This window comes from Planktophila turicensis (SeqCode) (assembly GCF_965234405.1).
GTDB lineage: Bacteria > Actinomycetota > Actinomycetes > Nanopelagicales > Nanopelagicaceae > Planktophila > Planktophila turicensis.
On the sequence record NZ_OZ248346.1, the window covers coordinates 1,015,026 to 1,030,171 of the forward strand.

The window sequence follows — 15,146 nt, forward strand, 5'->3', positions numbered from 1 at the left end:
ATGTGAGCCCTTTACGCTGGGCCGCCCGCCTTATAACCAACGCCTCGTACCGTCATCACTATCTCTGGATGTTCTGGGTCATGTTCGATCTTTGAACGAAGACGTTGTACGTGAACATTTACAAGACGTGTATCTGTGCTGTGGCGGTATCCCCACACTTCGCTCAAGAGTGCATCGCGAGTAAATACGCGACCTGGATCTTTTGCTAATGCAACAAGAAGATCAAACTCGAGACGTGTAAGTGCAATCTTCTGTGAACCACGGAGAACTTCGTGGGCAGTTACATCGATAGATAAATCTCCGATAGTCAGTAGCCCAGTTATGTCCGCATTGGTACGACGAAGTCGAGTGCGAATTCGCGCTATGAGTTCGGCTTTGTCGCGAAAAGGCTTCTGCATATAGTCATCAGCGCCAGCTTCAAGACCGCGAACAATGTCTTGGGTTTCACCTTTAGCGCTTAGCATCACGATTGGAACCATTGATTCTTGTCGAATCAATCTGCAGACCTCAATGCCATCAATTCCTGGCAACATCACATCGAGCAAGACGAGGTCTGGAGGATTATTTCTAAATACCTCCAGCGCCTCATCTCCTCGACTGACAAGATCTACATCGAAGCCTGAACTTGTGAGAACAATTCCAAGCATTTCTGCAAGGTCTTGATCGTCATCGACGACCATAACCAGAGTCATTTATGAACCGTGCTCCCAAGAGTTGAGGTACATATCTTGTGCAGGTGTAAGTGTGTCGATGTGACCACCCATTGACTTGAGCTTCAGTGAAGCAACTTCCTTATCAATGTATGTAGGAACTTCGTGAACGCCTGCAGGAAGATTCTTTGCTTCCTTGACGAGGTATTCCGCTGTAAGTGCCTGATCAGAGAATGACATATCCATTACTGATGCTGGGTGACCTTCTGCAGCACCTAGGTTTACCAGGCGACCTTCTGCAAGAAGAAGTAGACGACGGCCATCCTTCATGACGTATTCGTCAGTCTGGTGACGCATCTTCTCGTTCTTTGTCACTGCATTCTGCTCGAGCCATGCAACATCGATTTCAATATCGAAGTGGCCTGAGTTGGCCATGATTGCGCCATCCTTCATAACAGAGAAGTGTTCGTCACGAAGTACATCGCGGTTACCAGTAACAGTGATGAATACATCGCCGACCTTTGCAGCATCAACCATTGGCATGACGCGGAATCCCTGCATCATGGCATCGAGTGCCTTAGTTGGATCAATTTCTGTAACGATGACGTCTGCGCCCATGCCCTTGGCACGTTCTGCAACACCCTTACCGCAGTAACCAAATCCTGCAACGACGACGATTCGACCTGCAAGAAGGAAGTTAGTTGCACGGAAGACAGCATCGAGAGTTGATTGACCTGTTCCGTAACGGTTATCAAACATATGCTTTGTATCGGTGTCATTGACAGCGATCATTGGGAATGTCAGTGCTCCATCTTTAGCCATCTGGTTAAGACGGATAACGCCTGTTGTTGTCTCTTCGCATCCACCAGCAATATTTGGAAGGAGTTCCTTACGAGTTGTATGAAGAGTGTTTACGAGATCGCAACCGTCATCAAATACTTGATGTGGGTTGATATCAAGTGCTGCGTTGATATGTGAGTAGTAACCATCACGGTCAACGGCATTGCGAGCAAATACTGAGATACCGTATTCATGCACGAGAGCTGCAGCGGTGTCATCTTGTGTTGAAAGTGGGTTTGAAGCACAGAGAGCAATCTCAGCTCCGCCAGCTTTAAGAACGCGCATCAAGTTTGCTGTCTCTGTTGTGACGTGCATACATGCTGCGATACGTACACCAGCGAATGGCTGTGACTTTTCGAAGCGTTCGCGGATTTGAGCGAGAACAGGCATGTTGCGTTCTGCCCATTCAATCTTCTTGCGGCCCTGAGCTGCAAGTGATGCATCCTTGATATCGTGCTTTGGAATAGTTGTAACAGGTGTCATTTAAATATTTCTCCCTAATGTAAAAACGGCTGTTTTTTCGCTTGACCTTCGGCGTAGGGCTCTACTGTGCTAGTCGGCTATGGGAATAGCCTACTAGTTAACTGATTATTACGACGAAGTCGTCATCGCCACGAATCGTGTTAAGTACATCATCTCGAACCTTCTTCATACGGGCTTCCGTTGAAGCCTCAACGTTGAGTCGAAGGAGGGGTTCGGTATTGGAAGCGCGAAGGTTGAACCACCAGTTATCTCCGTTAATGGTGAGGCCATCGAGATGATCGACTTCGACGCCGCCCTTCTTTCCATAAATCTTCTCAATCTGGTTCATCGCAGCTTTTGCATCAGAAACGGTTGAATTGATTTCGCCACTTGAGTGATAGCGATTAAAGGGAGAAAGAAGTTTAGAAAGTGGCACTTCTGTTTCACCAAGCGCTGCAATCGCATGGAGCGCTGCCAGCATTCCTGAATCTGCTTTCCAGAAATCACGGAAGTAGAAGTGGCCTGAGTGTTCGCCACCAAAAACAGCATTTGTTTCAGCCATGAGCTTCTTAATGTAAGAGTGGCCAACGCGAGAACGAACTGCGGTTCCACCATTCTCTTCTACAACTTCTTTCACCGCGCGCGAAGAAATTAAGTTATAAATAATGTTTGATGATGGGTAGCGCTTAAGTTCCCGAGTTGCGATAAGGGCTGTAAGTGCTGATGGATTAACCAAATCACCTTTCTCATCAACAAGGAAGCAGCGATCTGCATCGCCATCAAATGCGAGCCCAATGTCTGCTTTATGTTTCTTAACGGCCTTTTGAAGATCTTTGAGGTTTGAAGGCTCGATGGGGTTTGCTTCGTGATTTGGGAAAGTTCCATCAAGTTCGAAGTACATCTCAATGACTTCAGCGTTGAGTCGCTTGAATACGGCAGGAGCGGTATATCCGCCCATTCCATTTCCAGCATCGATAACAATCTTGAGCGGACGGATTGATGAAACATCGACGAGGGTAAGGAGGTGATCGACATATTCCTCGAGCATCTCTTGGCGCTTCTCGACACCTACATTGCGCATCGCCATAGGAGTTCCCTCTTTGACGAAGTTCTCGATGGTGACGAGCCCTGATTCTTTTCCAATTGGGCGTGCACCGCTGAGGCAGAGTTTGATTCCGTTATATGCGGCTGGATTATGACTTGCAGTAAACATTGCTCCTGGAAGATTGAGCTTTCCGGAAGCGAAATACAACATATCTGTTGAAGCCAACCCGATTCGGATGACATCAAGACCTTGCGAAGTAACACCCGCTGAGAAAGCAGTAGCCAAGGTGGGTGAGGATGGGCGCATATCTTCACCGATTACAACGGTTCCGGGCTCTCGCTCTTGTTCTAGGAAGCGTGCGACAGCAACACCAGTTGCAAATGCGAAATCAGCAGTAAGTTCCTTATCGACTAAACCACGGATGTCGTACGCCTTAAAGATGGAAGAGCTCATGAGGCAATCGTAAAGAGAAAGGAGGGGTTAAGAGAAATTAGGAGGGAACGGCGCGTAAATGTCCGCGTCGTCCGACGTTGGCGTGAGATGCCGAGATTTCAGGGGCGCTCTCTTGGCTGCGTGGAGCCTGGGCCACTTCTCTGACCGCATCCGCGATCGCCATCAAATCATCTTCGCTTGGCCCTGTTGCATTCGCATCAATTGATTGGCGAATAACTTCCCAGCCATTTGGCACAGTAAGTCGCGCAGAGTGTTTTTCACAGAGGTCGTAAGAATGAGGTTCAGAGAAAGTTGCAAGCGGTCCAAGCACTGCAGTGGAATCCGCATAGATGTATGTAAGAGTCATCGATGCAACTGATCGGCAACTGACGCGCGAACAGGCGCGACCGGTGCGAAGTTGTGAACTCATAGCGCTAAGGCTAGTGGGGGTGCTTCGAAAAGTTATGGATTGAGTACCCGAATATTTGATGCCGGGATTGAAGATTTAGTTAAGACGCTACCTGGGTTGAGAGGGATATATCCATATCCACTCTTGGATGTAATGAGGGCGGCACCTGAAGTACCAGTTGAGATTTGAGAGAAGGAAACAGATCGCACGGAACTAGAGACCACAAAGGTTGCAATATCTTCAGCATCGATCTTTACAGACTTGCTCTTGCCGTTGGTATATGTGAGATCTAGTGTGACCTTGACTCGCTTGCCGGTGAAGACCAGTGTGGGTGCAAGCCCAGTCGTTGCCAATGTAAATTCGCTGAGCTGGCTTGCTCCAGTACTCCAGACAAAGTCACGTTTGCCGCCAGATAACGTGCGAGAGAAAACGGATCCCAGAATTGGCTGATCAGATGTGACGTGTAGGGCAAATTTGCCGGATGCCATTGTTATATCCATCGGAATCTCGACTACTTTTTTATGCGCGATTGTGCGCCCATTGATTCCTACAGGTGAAAAGGTGCCATCGGTAGATCGAATCTCTGCAGATATACGTGCATCTACATCACCAGGTACGAGCAAGCGCAAAGTGTGAGGCGTTGAACTATTTCGACCGGTCTGCTGAGGGATTGCCGGAATCTGCAGCGTCTTGGTTGCATCCCCAGTTGAATTCACGAGATCTCCACCGAGGGCTTGAAGACCTTTGCCGCGTTCGTCAATGAGGAAACCATTAACGCGCCCTGAGCGAGTAAGAAGGTGAATTGCAATCTCTTTAGATCCGGGTGCAAGTGTTGCCAAGGAAAGTGATGCATATGAATTTGGCTTGAGTGAAATGCTCCGTGGCGCAAGCTCTCCATTTTCATTAAAGAGTGTGATCTCGACTAGTGCGCGACCTAAACCGCTGTTGACGATATTGAGCGAACCTTTCGTAGTGATATCGGCGATTGCACCGACAAACCATTGAGATGCAATAGGTGCACTACATGGAACAGCACCTGCCCAAACGCCCTTACGCACTTGCCACACAACAGGTGTGACAGGACCTGCTTCAATCACTGCAGATTGCGCAGCTATGGCATATCTTCTAAAACCGACTTCAGAAGTCTTCATCGAAGATGTACCGGTCTTGCGAACCAGAGTCTTCGGAGATGTCAGAGATATTGCAGTGGTAAGCCCGGAGATATTTGGAGGGCAGACAACAGCTGGGTAGCTTTCGTTAAATCTGCTAGTGGACGCAGTGAAATTTAGGATGTTGCTGAGAAATACTGTGGCGGCAGTAGCTACGGCAAGAATAAGGACTCTTCTATTTTTCATGAGAGCTCCGATTCTGAGATCTCGCGACGGCGACGTCCTGCTGGCAAGGCCAGAACAACTGTGGTGACAAGTGCGATGAGGAAGAAGGAGATCCAAGCACGTCGAGCGGTGCCATCATGAATTACTGAAATATCTCCACCGGTTGTTACCTCAAATGTTGGTAAACCGTTGGCGTTCTCAATCTTTGCCAATCGATAACCATCTTGGAATACCTGCCAACGTTTGCTATAGGTCTCAGTCAACGTGATCGTGCCTGGGGTTGGAGCATTGGCGCTTACGCCCTTTGATTCAAGTACAAATTCTTTTCCAGAGTAATCCACAAATTTAATGCGGCCGGTACTTTCCAATACTCGCCAGACGATTCCATCTCGGGTCGCAGAAGTTCTGTTAAAACCGCCCAACCCATCGATCGTCTGAACTACTTCCGGGATTACCGGGTTCTTGAGGAACACATACTTGATTCCGTAATCCGCAAAGACCTTACTTGCTGTCACGCCAGTGTTATCTACCAGTCCTTCAATAGCTCGTGAAATAACCTCAGTATCGGCAGGGGCCACATCAACTTCACCTAAAGTCGCTGAGCTTCCACGTGAAATGTAATAAGAAAGTGTTGGTTCTCCATTGCTTCGATACGGTCTTAGCACGACGGTCTTTGCATCATTTTCTATTGCTAAGAAAGCAGGCAGCACCTCTTTTGACGATGTACGAACGGGAGAATCTGCACCTGCAGTAATGAGCCAGAAAATAGATGTTGTTGAGTAGAAGAGAGTCAGTATTAGCACTGCTGCTACAGAGATATGTCTGTAGTTGATATGTGATTGTTGAAGGCGGGCTCGAATCTTGTCGAACATAACTACTGCTGAAGTAATTGAGAGCAGCGTTGCAATCGAGAGAAGAGTGCCGGCAAAGACTCGAGATGATGTTGCAGCGCCATTGCCATGAAGAGTAAGGGCACTCATGAGGGTTGCTGAGAGCAAGAAGACGATGCCAAGGGATGCAAACTTACGAGCTGCGGTTGTCGAGAAATATGTAACAAAGAGAACAAAGGCGATTGGGCTGACTGCCCACCATGGAAGTGAACCTGGGCCTCCTGGATTTGCAAGGAGAGCGAGGTTGGGTCCCCCACCAGAAACTGTTAATCCGATTTCGCCAAGTAAGCGAGATGGGTGAACAAAGTATGCAAATGAACCAGGGGCAGATAAGAGGAAAGGAATAAAGAGCAATGTCAGACGGCGAATTACTCGCTGGATAAATTGAGAATCACGATAATTCTTTTCAGCAGCTAAGTAATCGCGGTAGATCCTAAAAAGAACAGCTGCGAGAACAATGAGGATTGCAGATGGATTAAAGGCAAAGATCAACCAGATGAAGAGGGAATATGCGTAGATGCTGCGCCACGAGCTCTGATCAATGTCATTCCAATTCTTGAGCTCGCCGATAAATATAGGAAGCAGAGCCAGGAAGATGATGACGCCGAGGCGCCCAGCATTGATGGATGCGATTGCTACCGGTGAGAATGCATAGAGAAGAGCGGCGCCGGATGAGAGCCACTCATTATCTGTAAATCGCTTGAGGTAACGATATGAAGTAAGCAGGAGCAGAAATGGTGCTGCAAAGAAGAAGATAGTGATGAGGAGCGGAACATTTCCTAATGTAAATATCGATGCAGTTGAAACGAGTAATACCCAAGCAGGAGTCGATTCACCGCTACCCATTCCGATTCCATGCCAGCTAGCAAGGTAGAGCTTGAAGAGATCAGATAACCCATCTGGTGATGGCGCTAGCGCCCCACCTGAGATTGGACCGATGCGATGTCGAGCCCAGAAAAGTGAGACCACAAATATCAAAGTTGTTACGGCAACAATTGGCTGCGTAAAGAAGAGCTTCCAAGGGCGGTGGGCTACTGGAACCAATAGATCTTCTTCTTCATTAATTGTTAAATCACTCAGCGCAGCAGTTGTATCGCCCGAGTTGTCGGGCAAGAGTTTGCCTCTGATTACTTCAAATCCGCGTGAGAATGAACTGCGAAGTTGCGTCCAACGAGATGGAATAAAAGCTTTTACTACTCGACTTGAAACAAAGCGGCTCTTCTTTCTCGCCTTGCGAGCTTCAAAGAGTTCATTGGGATGGATGATGAGTGAGCCGATTGCCAGAATTTCATCACTTGCATATCCAGGTAACTTTGCAAAGAGGTAACCAATCGCGCGAAAGAGTGCACCGGCAAATAATTGAATTGTGAGCCATGGCAGCGACCAAAAACTTGAATTAGCTAAGAGCACGTAAGCGGCGTTGCGGCGATCGAGCAAGAGTGGACGATGAAGGAATGCGCCCTTTACATCGACATCTCTGCGCTCTGTTGCCGAAGCTTGTGCGTGATAGCCAACGGCATCTGTTACTACAACGACAGAATGGCCAGCTGTACGAACTCTCCAACCGAAATCGACATCGTCGCGGAATAGTTCGAGGTTCTGATCGAAGCCGCCAAGCTCTTCAAAGATATCTCGTCTGATGAGTGCACCTGCAGTACTGACTGAAAGTACTTCGTGGATTCCATCTCGTTGACCTTGGTCATATTCAGATGGTTCAAGACCTGTCCATCGCACACCATTGGAGGCCAAACTAATTCCGACTTCGAGTAAGTGGCTGCGATCATGCCAACCAAGAAGTTTGGGTCCTGCCATGACAACACTTGGTCGTTCAACGAGAACTGCAAGAAGTGATTCAAGAGAAGATGCGGTCAGAGCGCAATCATCATGGAGAATCCAAAGCCACTCATCAACGCCTTCGACGGGAGCTGCAAGTTGATCAACCCCGTATGCAACTGCCGCACCAAAACCAGTTGCGCGATCCATCGTTGCAACCGGGATGCGAGCGCCTTTAAGAAGTTTTGCTGATGAATCTATTGAGCCAGTATCGACTGCAAGAATTTGATCAACCTGACGAGTTTGTGAAGCGATTGAGGCAACAACTTCAGGCAACCACGTTGATCCATCATGGACAACGAGAATTGCTGACACGCGTTGCGTACTCATAAGGGAAACTTATCGTTTGAAACTGTGAAGTAAATGAAGTGCCCGTGCTTACGCAGGACGACGCTTCAGGCGGCGGCGCTCACGTTCAGAGAGGCCTCCCCAAATTCCGAAACGCTCATCATGCGCGAGCGCATATTCGAGACATTCCTGACGGACTTCGCATGAAAGGCAGACACGCTTTGCTTCACGTGTTGATCCGCCCTTCTCAGGGAAAAATGCTTCTGGGTCGGTCTGGGCGCAGAGTGAGCGCTCCTGCCAGGAGAGTTCAATGTTCTCTCCGTTAGCGAGTTGGATAGTTGGTCCAGCAGTGGGGGCTGATGGCTTGCCAGTCGATGTTCCTTCTGGGCGGATCGGCATGCGCGAGTCTCCTCAAGTCATTAGGGCGCACTTCAGTGTGAAGAACGCGCTCTAGGAGTGAATTACACCCGTGTAATCCCTCTGAGTCAACCCCGAGATTGAGACTTTTTTCCATATTTCTCGAGAAATATTCGAAAATCTGGGGTGATTGTCGATTTTTTCTAGAGATTGATGGGTAGATCGAGCTTTTTGGAGAGGTAATGCGCATTCTTCTGAGTACCTGCAGCAACCCTTGTTCCATGCGCGATGAAAGAGTGAGTAAGTGCCGCCCCATCGCCAATAGTGACATCGTCACCAATAATGCAATCCTCAATCTGAACACCTGAGCCGATGGAACAGCGAGCCCCAATTGAAGTTCCACCTGTAATCCGCGCATCTGAAGCGATTGTTGTATCAGCCATAGTCTGGAAATCTCCATCGACTAAATCGCGAGAGCCCTTAAAGAGCGCTGCAGGAGTTCCCACATCTAGCCAATATGACTGCTCTTTGTAACCGAATACAGGTCGTCCACTTGAAACGAGCGCTGGGAAAGTTTCGCGTTCAACACTCACAACCTTGCCAAGTGGAATCTGATCTATAACGGATGGGCTGAATACATAACAACCAGCGTTAATTGAATTAGTGACCGGGTTATCCATTTTTTCTAGGAACGCGGTTACACGACCATCTGAATCTGTAGGAACGCAACCAAAGGCGCGAGCATCTGCAACATCGATTAAATGCAGCGTCACATCTGCCTCATTTTTAAGATGGAATGCAATCTGATCTGCGATGGAGTGGCGGCTGAGTACATCGCCATTAAAAATAACAACCGGTTCATCGCGTCCGAGATGCTCTGCGGCATTGCGAATTGCACCACCGGTGCCAAGAGGCTCTTTCTCAACTGCATAAAGAATCTTCATCCCCCACTTAGCGCCATCGCCAAAGTACGGAGTAAAGACGTCTGCAAGATATGAAGTTGCAAGCACTAACGTGTGAATGCCAGCTTTCTTTGCAGCAAGTATCTGATGTTCTGTTACAGGAAGTCCTGCAACGGGAAGCATCGGTTTCGGTGACTCATCCGTCAGTGGCTTGAGGCGAGTACCAAAACCACCTACAAGGAGAATACCTACAGCCATTACTGTGCACTCACTTCATGTGTAATGCGCATTGCTGCTTCAGAAATCTGTTGATCCGTTGCAGTCATAGCGATACGGATATGCGTTGCATCTCCGTAGAAAATTCCGGGCGTTGCCAGAATTCCAAGAGATGCAAGCCAAGCAACAGATTGCCAGCAATCTTCATTACGGGTAGCCCATAGGTAGAGGCCGGCATCGGAGAAATCAATGGAAAATCCTGCAGCTTCAAGAGCCGGAATTAAGAGATCTTTACGTGAGTTATAGCGCGCTCGTTGTTCAGCGACATGTTCTGAATCTGAAAGCGCAGCGATCATTGCTTTCTGAACTGGAAGCGGAACCATCATGCCTGCATGTTTGCGCACCTCAAGAATCTGCGCGATGAGTTGAGCATCGCCCACAACAAATGCTGCGCGATAGCCAGCTAGGTTAGAACGTTTAGAAAGTGAGTGCACGGCAAGGATATTTTTATTGTCTCCGCGGGTGTGAGCAAGAATTGATGTAGGAGTAATAGTCTTTCCGAATTCGAGATAACACTCGTCAGAAACGACTACTCCCCTAGTTCTGCGCGCCCAATCAATTGCAGATTGATATTCAGATACGGAATGCACACGTCCGGTTGGGTTTGATGGTGAATTAACCCAAGCCAAATCAGCTTGAGGCCAATGTGATGCATCAATTCCTACTGGCGTTGCTTCAGATCTAGAAATCATTGCCCCGACTAAATAGGTTGGGTAAGCAACTTCAGGATAAAGAACGCTCTGCGATGTAAGAAAAGTTGGTAGCCACGCAACAAACTCTTTTGAACCAATGAGTGGAAGAACTCCGAATTCGCCTGTGGCGCCAAGATTTACCTTTGCCCATTCTGTAATTGCAGTACGAAGTTCAGGAGTTCCCATCGTGACGGGATAACTTGGCGAATTTGCAGAGTCTTTTAGAGCCTGCTGAATAAAGACCGGGGTTGCATCAACAGGGGTGCCAACAGAGAGATCAATAATTCCTGCTGGATGTTCTTTCGCAGTTGCGCCATATGGAGCGAGCGCATCCCACGGGAAATCAGGAAGTTTGTGGCCCAAGAGCAGTTACATCTGCATGGTCGGTATTTGTCTCGCCGACCTTTGATGCTCCCCCAGGTGAACCGAGTTCGATAAAGAATTCTGTATTGATCTTCTTGTAGTTCTGCCACTGTCCTGGAACGTCATCTTCGTAATAGATAGCTTCGACTGGGCATACTGGTTCGCAAGCACCGCAGTCGACGCATTCGTCAGGCTGGATATAGAGCATGCGGGTACCGTCATAGATGCAGTCGACAGGGCACTCTTCACGGCAAGACTTATCTTTAACATCCACGCATGGTTCTGCAATTACATATGTCACGAAAAGTCCTCCGGGAGCTATTAACGGTAGGCGGTAATTCTAACCCTGCGAGAGCGCTCATGCACGATTAGGGTTGGGCCATGTCCAGCAAAGTCTTGGGTCAGCGATGAATTTGCCCACCCAGATTGCCCAAGCGCTCGGCAAGCGAGTCACTATCCGGCTTCGCGATAGCGATGGAACTTTCCGTGATGTGGTTGGCGTTCTACAGAGTGAGACAACTCTGATTAATCGACGCGGCGAAAGCATCTCTTTTGATCCTGAATCAGCAGTCGCATTTCGAGTAATTCCAGTCTTCAATCGTCGCGACACTTCTGCAGGTTCGCTATCCATGTACGACACGATGTCGCGGGCCCTGAAGACGATTTCTGGTCGCGACGGCGCAGTACGAATTTACTGCTGTGGACCAACTGTCTATCGCGATGCCCACGTAGGAAATCTTCGCACTTTTTTGCTATCTGATCTCATCTCTCGAACTCTGCAGATGACTGGTCTTGAAGTAACTCTCGTTCAGAACATCACCGATGTCGGTCATATGGCCGATGACTTCTCCGAAGAAGACAAGATGCTGGCTGAATCTGAGAAGACGAAGGTTGACCCTTTTGAAATCGCTCGGACATTTGAAGCGCGCTTTCATTTAGATTTACAACGCCTCAATATTCAGGGTGCTGATTCTTATCCGCGAGCATCAGAGAAGATGCCTCAGATGATTGCTGCAATTGAGAAGCTCATCGAACTTAAACATGCATATGTTGGTAGCGATGGTTCGGTCTACTTTGATGCAACATCATTTCCAACGTATGGTGCTTTAAGTGGCAACAAACTAGAAGCGCTCAAGCCGGGACATCGTTACGAATTTACCGATGAAGGCGGAAAGAGATTTCACGCTGATTGGGCGCTCTGGAAATTAGCAGGTGCGCGCACACAAATGATTTGGGATTCACCTTGGGGCGCAGGTTTTCCTGGCTGGCATATCGAGTGCAGTGCAATGTCCATCGAGCTTCTTGACGGTCATGTAGATCTTCATATCGGCGGTATTGATCTGCGCTTTCCACACCACGAAAATGAGCGTGCCCAATCAGATTCACTTACTGGTGATGAAACGGTAAATACCTGGGTACATGGCGAGCACTTGCTCTTTGAAGGTCGCAAGATGTCAAAAAGTGCTGGCAATGTCGTATTGCTGCAGGATGTGATTGATCGAGGACTAGATCCGCTTTCGCTTCGCTTTGCACTCCTCGAGAACCGTTATCGATCTCAAATGGATTTAAGTTGGGCGTCCCTTGAAGCAGCGCATTCAACTCTTAAGCGTTGGCGGCAATTGCTTGCAGATTCAGGCAGTGGCGTTGAATTAAAGTTTGATCAAGAGATTAGCGATGCGTTCACAACTGACCTGGATACTCCCCGCGCCATGCAGCGAATTCGTGCCATTGAAAAAGACTCGACAATTGGTGCACTCGATAAACGCGCGCTGTTCTTATTTGCCGATCAAGTACTTGGCTTAGAGCTCGACCGTGGTGTCGAAAGTAAAGAACCGAGTGATGAGATCAAAGCCTTGCTTGCTGCTCGAATCACGGCACGTGCAGAAAAGAATTGGTCTTTAAGTGATTCGCTCCGAGATCAGCTTTCTGAAGCAGGACTTGAGATTAAAGATGGAGCAAACGGTCAAGAGTGGAGCTGGCGTTAACTAAGGACGCCTGGCTACGGCAAAGATTCCTGCAATAAATCCAAGAGCTAAAAGCGCACTTCCTGGGTTATCTCCCTGAATAAGTAGCTCGTTTCCTACTCCAAAAGATCCAGCTTTAGCGATGACTGCAAGCCAAGAGATGAGCGCAAAGAATTTATAACGTCTCTTGCCTGTGAAACGACCTACCCACCAAATTGCTAGGTAACTGGCAACGATGGCAGCAATCGCACCGATTGGTGGAAGTGTTTGATGAATAAGCGTTGCGGAAAGCGCGGTTGCTACGCCAATGAAAATCGCATAAACGAAATTCATCGAGAGATATCTACGCCCGCAAAGAGATCTTGCTCGTAGCCCTTGCTATCAAAAGGTGCGGTCTTCTCGCCCTTAACCAAGGTGTAATACTCATATCCCCACACCTGTAAACCCAAATTGTTTGAGAGCGCGAAAAATGGTCCGTCAACTTCAATTTGTGTTGCATGTGCGCGCATTGCATCCATCTTCTGCTCGACATATGCGTTTCCATCAACCATGGCATGAACGAATGAATCATCTTTAGCAAATGGAAGGTCTTCTGCCTTTTCAGCACCAAAGAAATCAGAACCGACTTCCTTCATCGCATCAATGCCCTCTTGAATAACAGACCTTGGCATGACGTTCCAATAAATCTTTTCAATCTTCCAACGTGATTTCTCCGACGCTCGCATGGCAACGCGATGGGCTTGAATGTGATCAGGGTGGCCATATCCGCCAATTTCGTCATACGTGATCATCACATGAGGCTTAACCTCGTCAATGATTGCAACTAAATCATCCGAGGCTCTCTCAAGATCTGCCTGCCAGAAAACATCGGGGCGATTATTTGGTTCTGTACCCATCATTCCGCTGTCTCGATACTTTTTTGTATCGCCGCCAAGGAAACGGTGATCCGAAATTCCGAGCGCTTTCATAGCATCTGCTAATTCTTGTACGCGATGCGGGCCCAGCGAATCAGTTGCGCTAGCTGCCAGATGAGAAAGTTCAGGAACTAGAACTTCACCTTCTTCACCACGTGTACATGTAACCAGCGTGACTTCAGCGCCAAGAGCTGCATACAACGCCATAGTGCTTCCATTGTTAATAGTTTCGTCGTCGGGATGAGCATGCACGAGCAGCATGCGGTAACCCTTGTAACTATTGAGCATTAGTAGACCGGAAGAGTTGTATCGATCTGCTTTGCCCATGCGATGACGCCGCCAGATACATGTGAAGCATCAGCAAAACCAGCGCTCTTAAGAATGGCAAGGCATTCAGCTGAGCGAACACCACTCTTGCAGTGAAGAACGATTGGCTTATCTTGCGGCAAAGATGCGAGCACGCTTCCGTCGATAAATCCTTGCTTAGGAATTAAGTGAGCGGTTGGAATATTGACGATTTCGTACTCACTAGGTTCGCGCACATCGATGAGATAGAAATCTTCTTTGCTATCAATCTTTGTCTTGAGCTCTTGAACGGTAATCGTAGATCCGGTGCTTGCTTCCTGAGCAGCATCTGAAAGTGTTCCGCAGAATGCTTCATAGTCAGGAAGAAGTGCGGTTTGAGTCGCATCTTCGCTGCACAGTGGGCAGTTAGGATCTTTACGAACTTTGATCTTTCGGAATGTCATTTCAAGTGCGTCATAGACCATCAGTGAACCGATAAGTGGTTCGCCAACTCCGGTGAGAACCTTGATCGCTTCTGTTGTTTGGATTGATCCAATAGTTGCGCAGAGAACTCCAAGCACGCCACCTTCGGCGCAGCTTGGCACCATTCCTGGAGGTGGTGGTTCTGGATATAGGCAGCGGTAGCAAGGACCGTACTCAGCCCAGAAAACGCTCGCCTGTCCATCGAAGCGATAAATCGAACCCCAGACATAAGGCTTCTTCAACAGCACGCATGCATCGTTGACGAGGTAGCGAGTTGCAAAATTATCTGTTCCGTCGACGATGATGTCGTATTGAGAAAAAATCTCCATGACATTTGAATTATCGAGACGTGTTTCATGCAAAATAACATTTACAAAAGGGTTGATCTCAGCAATTTTCTCTTTCGCGCTAAGTGCCTTGCTCTTTCCAATATCTGATTGGCCGTGAATAATCTGGCGCTGGAGATTAGATTCATCGACGGTATCGAATTCAACGATTCCGAGAGTTCCAACTCCGGCTGCTGCAAGATACATAAGTGCTGGAGAGCCCAATCCACCTGCTCCGACGCAGAGAACCTTTGCATTCATTAAGCGCTGTTGGCCAGCCATTGCAACATCAGGAATGATCAAGTGGCGGCTATAGCGGCGCACTTCATCAACTGAGAGCGCTGGGCCTGGCGTGACTAGTGGAGGCGTCTTCATGCTGGCAATTCTGCCTTACTGTGCCT

The 15,146-nt window shown here is 48.2% G+C and carries 14 protein-coding genes; 1 reads left to right on the forward strand and 13 read right to left on the reverse strand.

Annotated features, from left to right (window positions below):
• Positions 1 to 11: 11 nt before the first annotated feature.
• The 10 genes from mtrA to fdxA all read right to left on the reverse strand — a co-directional run bounded on the left by mtrA (position 12) and on the right by fdxA (position 11,074).
• The gene (gene mtrA / locus AC8GFK_RS05205) at positions 12 to 692 is read right to left on the reverse strand and encodes an MtrAB system response regulator MtrA (protein ID WP_506624932.1); all 681 of its coding nucleotides are present in this window, start codon (positions 690 to 692) and stop codon (positions 12 to 14) included.
• On the reverse strand, positions 693 to 1,973 hold the full coding sequence (gene ahcY / locus AC8GFK_RS05210) for an adenosylhomocysteinase (protein ID WP_095673827.1): 1,281 nt from the start codon (positions 1,971 to 1,973) through the stop codon (positions 693 to 695).
• 97 nt (positions 1,974 to 2,070) lie between these two features.
• Positions 2,071 to 3,450: a phosphomannomutase/phosphoglucomutase gene (locus tag AC8GFK_RS05215; RefSeq protein ID WP_506624933.1), complete on the reverse strand. Its 1,380-nt coding sequence runs from the start codon at positions 3,448 to 3,450 to the stop codon at positions 2,071 to 2,073.
• A gap of 37 nt (positions 3,451 to 3,487) precedes the next feature.
• Positions 3,488 to 3,859: a DUF3499 domain-containing protein gene (locus AC8GFK_RS05220; protein WP_095673829.1), complete on the reverse strand. Its 372-nt coding sequence runs from the start codon at positions 3,857 to 3,859 to the stop codon at positions 3,488 to 3,490.
• 32 nt (positions 3,860 to 3,891) lie between these two features.
• The gene (locus tag AC8GFK_RS05225; protein ID WP_506624934.1) at positions 3,892 to 5,193 is read right to left on the reverse strand and encodes a DUF5719 family protein; all 1,302 of its coding nucleotides are present in this window, start codon (positions 5,191 to 5,193) and stop codon (positions 3,892 to 3,894) included.
• Entirely contained in the window at positions 5,190 to 8,225 is a 3,036-nt protein-coding gene (locus AC8GFK_RS05230) for a glycosyltransferase (RefSeq protein ID WP_506624935.1), read from the reverse strand. The genes AC8GFK_RS05225 and AC8GFK_RS05230 overlap by 4 nt, the downstream gene beginning before the upstream one ends.
• A gap of 48 nt (positions 8,226 to 8,273) precedes the next feature.
• Positions 8,274 to 8,582 (reverse strand): WhiB family transcriptional regulator, encoded by a 309-nt coding sequence (locus tag AC8GFK_RS05235; RefSeq protein WP_506624936.1) that lies wholly within the window; start codon positions 8,580 to 8,582, stop codon positions 8,274 to 8,276.
• Positions 8,583 to 8,743: 161 nt separating this feature from the next.
• A complete protein-coding gene (locus AC8GFK_RS05240; RefSeq protein WP_506624937.1) occupies positions 8,744 to 9,700 on the reverse strand; it encodes a nucleotidyltransferase family protein in 957 nt (318 codons plus the stop codon).
• Positions 9,700 to 10,773 carry a succinyldiaminopimelate transaminase gene (dapC, locus tag AC8GFK_RS05245; protein ID WP_506624938.1) on the reverse strand — a complete coding sequence of 358 codons (1,074 nt, stop codon included), beginning with the start codon at positions 10,771 to 10,773 and terminating at the stop codon, positions 9,700 to 9,702. Before dapC ends, AC8GFK_RS05240 begins: the two co-directional genes overlap by 1 nt.
• Positions 10,754 to 11,074 (reverse strand): ferredoxin, encoded by a 321-nt coding sequence (fdxA, locus tag AC8GFK_RS05250; RefSeq protein ID WP_095673834.1) that lies wholly within the window; start codon positions 11,072 to 11,074, stop codon positions 10,754 to 10,756. Before fdxA ends, dapC begins: the two co-directional genes overlap by 20 nt.
• 106 nt (positions 11,075 to 11,180) lie before the next feature.
• On the opposite strand from fdxA, the gene cysS reads away from it, so the two are divergent.
• Positions 11,181 to 12,758: a cysteine--tRNA ligase gene (cysS, locus tag AC8GFK_RS05255; protein ID WP_506624939.1), complete on the forward strand. Its 1,578-nt coding sequence runs from the start codon at positions 11,181 to 11,183 to the stop codon at positions 12,756 to 12,758.
• Here cysS and AC8GFK_RS05260 read toward each other — a convergent pair whose 3' ends face one another.
• Genes AC8GFK_RS05260 through moeZ form a run of 3 tightly spaced genes read right to left on the reverse strand, consistent with a single transcriptional unit; the run spans position 12,759 to position 15,120 of the window.
• A complete protein-coding gene (locus AC8GFK_RS05260) occupies positions 12,759 to 13,070 on the reverse strand; it encodes a hypothetical protein (protein WP_506624940.1) in 312 nt (103 codons plus the stop codon).
• Positions 13,067 to 13,939 carry an N-acetyl-1-D-myo-inositol-2-amino-2-deoxy-alpha-D-glucopyranoside deacetylase gene (gene mshB, locus AC8GFK_RS05265; RefSeq protein WP_506625790.1) on the reverse strand — a complete coding sequence of 291 codons (873 nt, stop codon included), beginning with the start codon at positions 13,937 to 13,939 and terminating at the stop codon, positions 13,067 to 13,069. The genes AC8GFK_RS05260 and mshB overlap by 4 nt, the downstream gene beginning before the upstream one ends.
• Positions 13,939 to 15,120, reverse strand: coding sequence for an adenylyltransferase/sulfurtransferase MoeZ (gene moeZ / locus AC8GFK_RS05270; RefSeq protein ID WP_506624941.1), 1,182 nt, complete (start codon positions 15,118 to 15,120; stop codon positions 13,939 to 13,941). Before moeZ ends, mshB begins: the two co-directional genes overlap by 1 nt.
• Positions 15,121 to 15,146 lie beyond the last annotated feature (26 nt).

Excerpts from the sequence above, each read along its gene's own strand:
- AC8GFK_RS05230 (WP_506624935.1), bottom strand. The coding sequence starts at position 8,225 with ATGAGTACGCAACGCGTGTCAGCAATTCTCGTTGTCCATGATGGATCA.
- AC8GFK_RS05235 (WP_506624936.1), bottom strand. The coding sequence starts at position 8,582 with ATGCCGATCCGCCCAGAAGGAACATCGACTGGCAAGCCATCAGCCCCC.
- AC8GFK_RS05225 (WP_506624934.1), bottom strand. The coding sequence starts at position 5,193 with ATGAAAAATAGAAGAGTCCTTATTCTTGCCGTAGCTACTGCCGCCACA.
- AC8GFK_RS05220 (WP_095673829.1), bottom strand. The coding sequence starts at position 3,859 with ATGAGTTCACAACTTCGCACCGGTCGCGCCTGTTCGCGCGTCAGTTGC.
- moeZ (WP_506624941.1), bottom strand. The coding sequence starts at position 15,120 with ATGAAGACGCCTCCACTAGTCACGCCAGGCCCAGCGCTCTCAGTTGAT.
- AC8GFK_RS05215 (WP_506624933.1), bottom strand. The coding sequence starts at position 3,450 with ATGAGCTCTTCCATCTTTAAGGCGTACGACATCCGTGGTTTAGTCGAT.
- mtrA (WP_506624932.1), bottom strand. The coding sequence starts at position 692 with ATGACTCTGGTTATGGTCGTCGATGACGATCAAGACCTTGCAGAAATG.
- AC8GFK_RS05240 (WP_506624937.1), bottom strand. The coding sequence starts at position 9,700 with ATGGCTGTAGGTATTCTCCTTGTAGGTGGTTTTGGTACTCGCCTCAAG.
- mshB (WP_506625790.1), bottom strand. The coding sequence starts at position 13,939 with ATGCTCAATAGTTACAAGGGTTACCGCATGCTGCTCGTGCATGCTCAT.
- AC8GFK_RS05260 (WP_506624940.1), bottom strand. The coding sequence starts at position 13,070 with ATGAATTTCGTTTATGCGATTTTCATTGGCGTAGCAACCGCGCTTTCC.
- cysS (WP_506624939.1), top strand. The coding sequence starts at position 11,181 with ATGAATTTGCCCACCCAGATTGCCCAAGCGCTCGGCAAGCGAGTCACT.
- ahcY (WP_095673827.1), bottom strand. The coding sequence starts at position 1,973 with ATGACACCTGTTACAACTATTCCAAAGCACGATATCAAGGATGCATCA.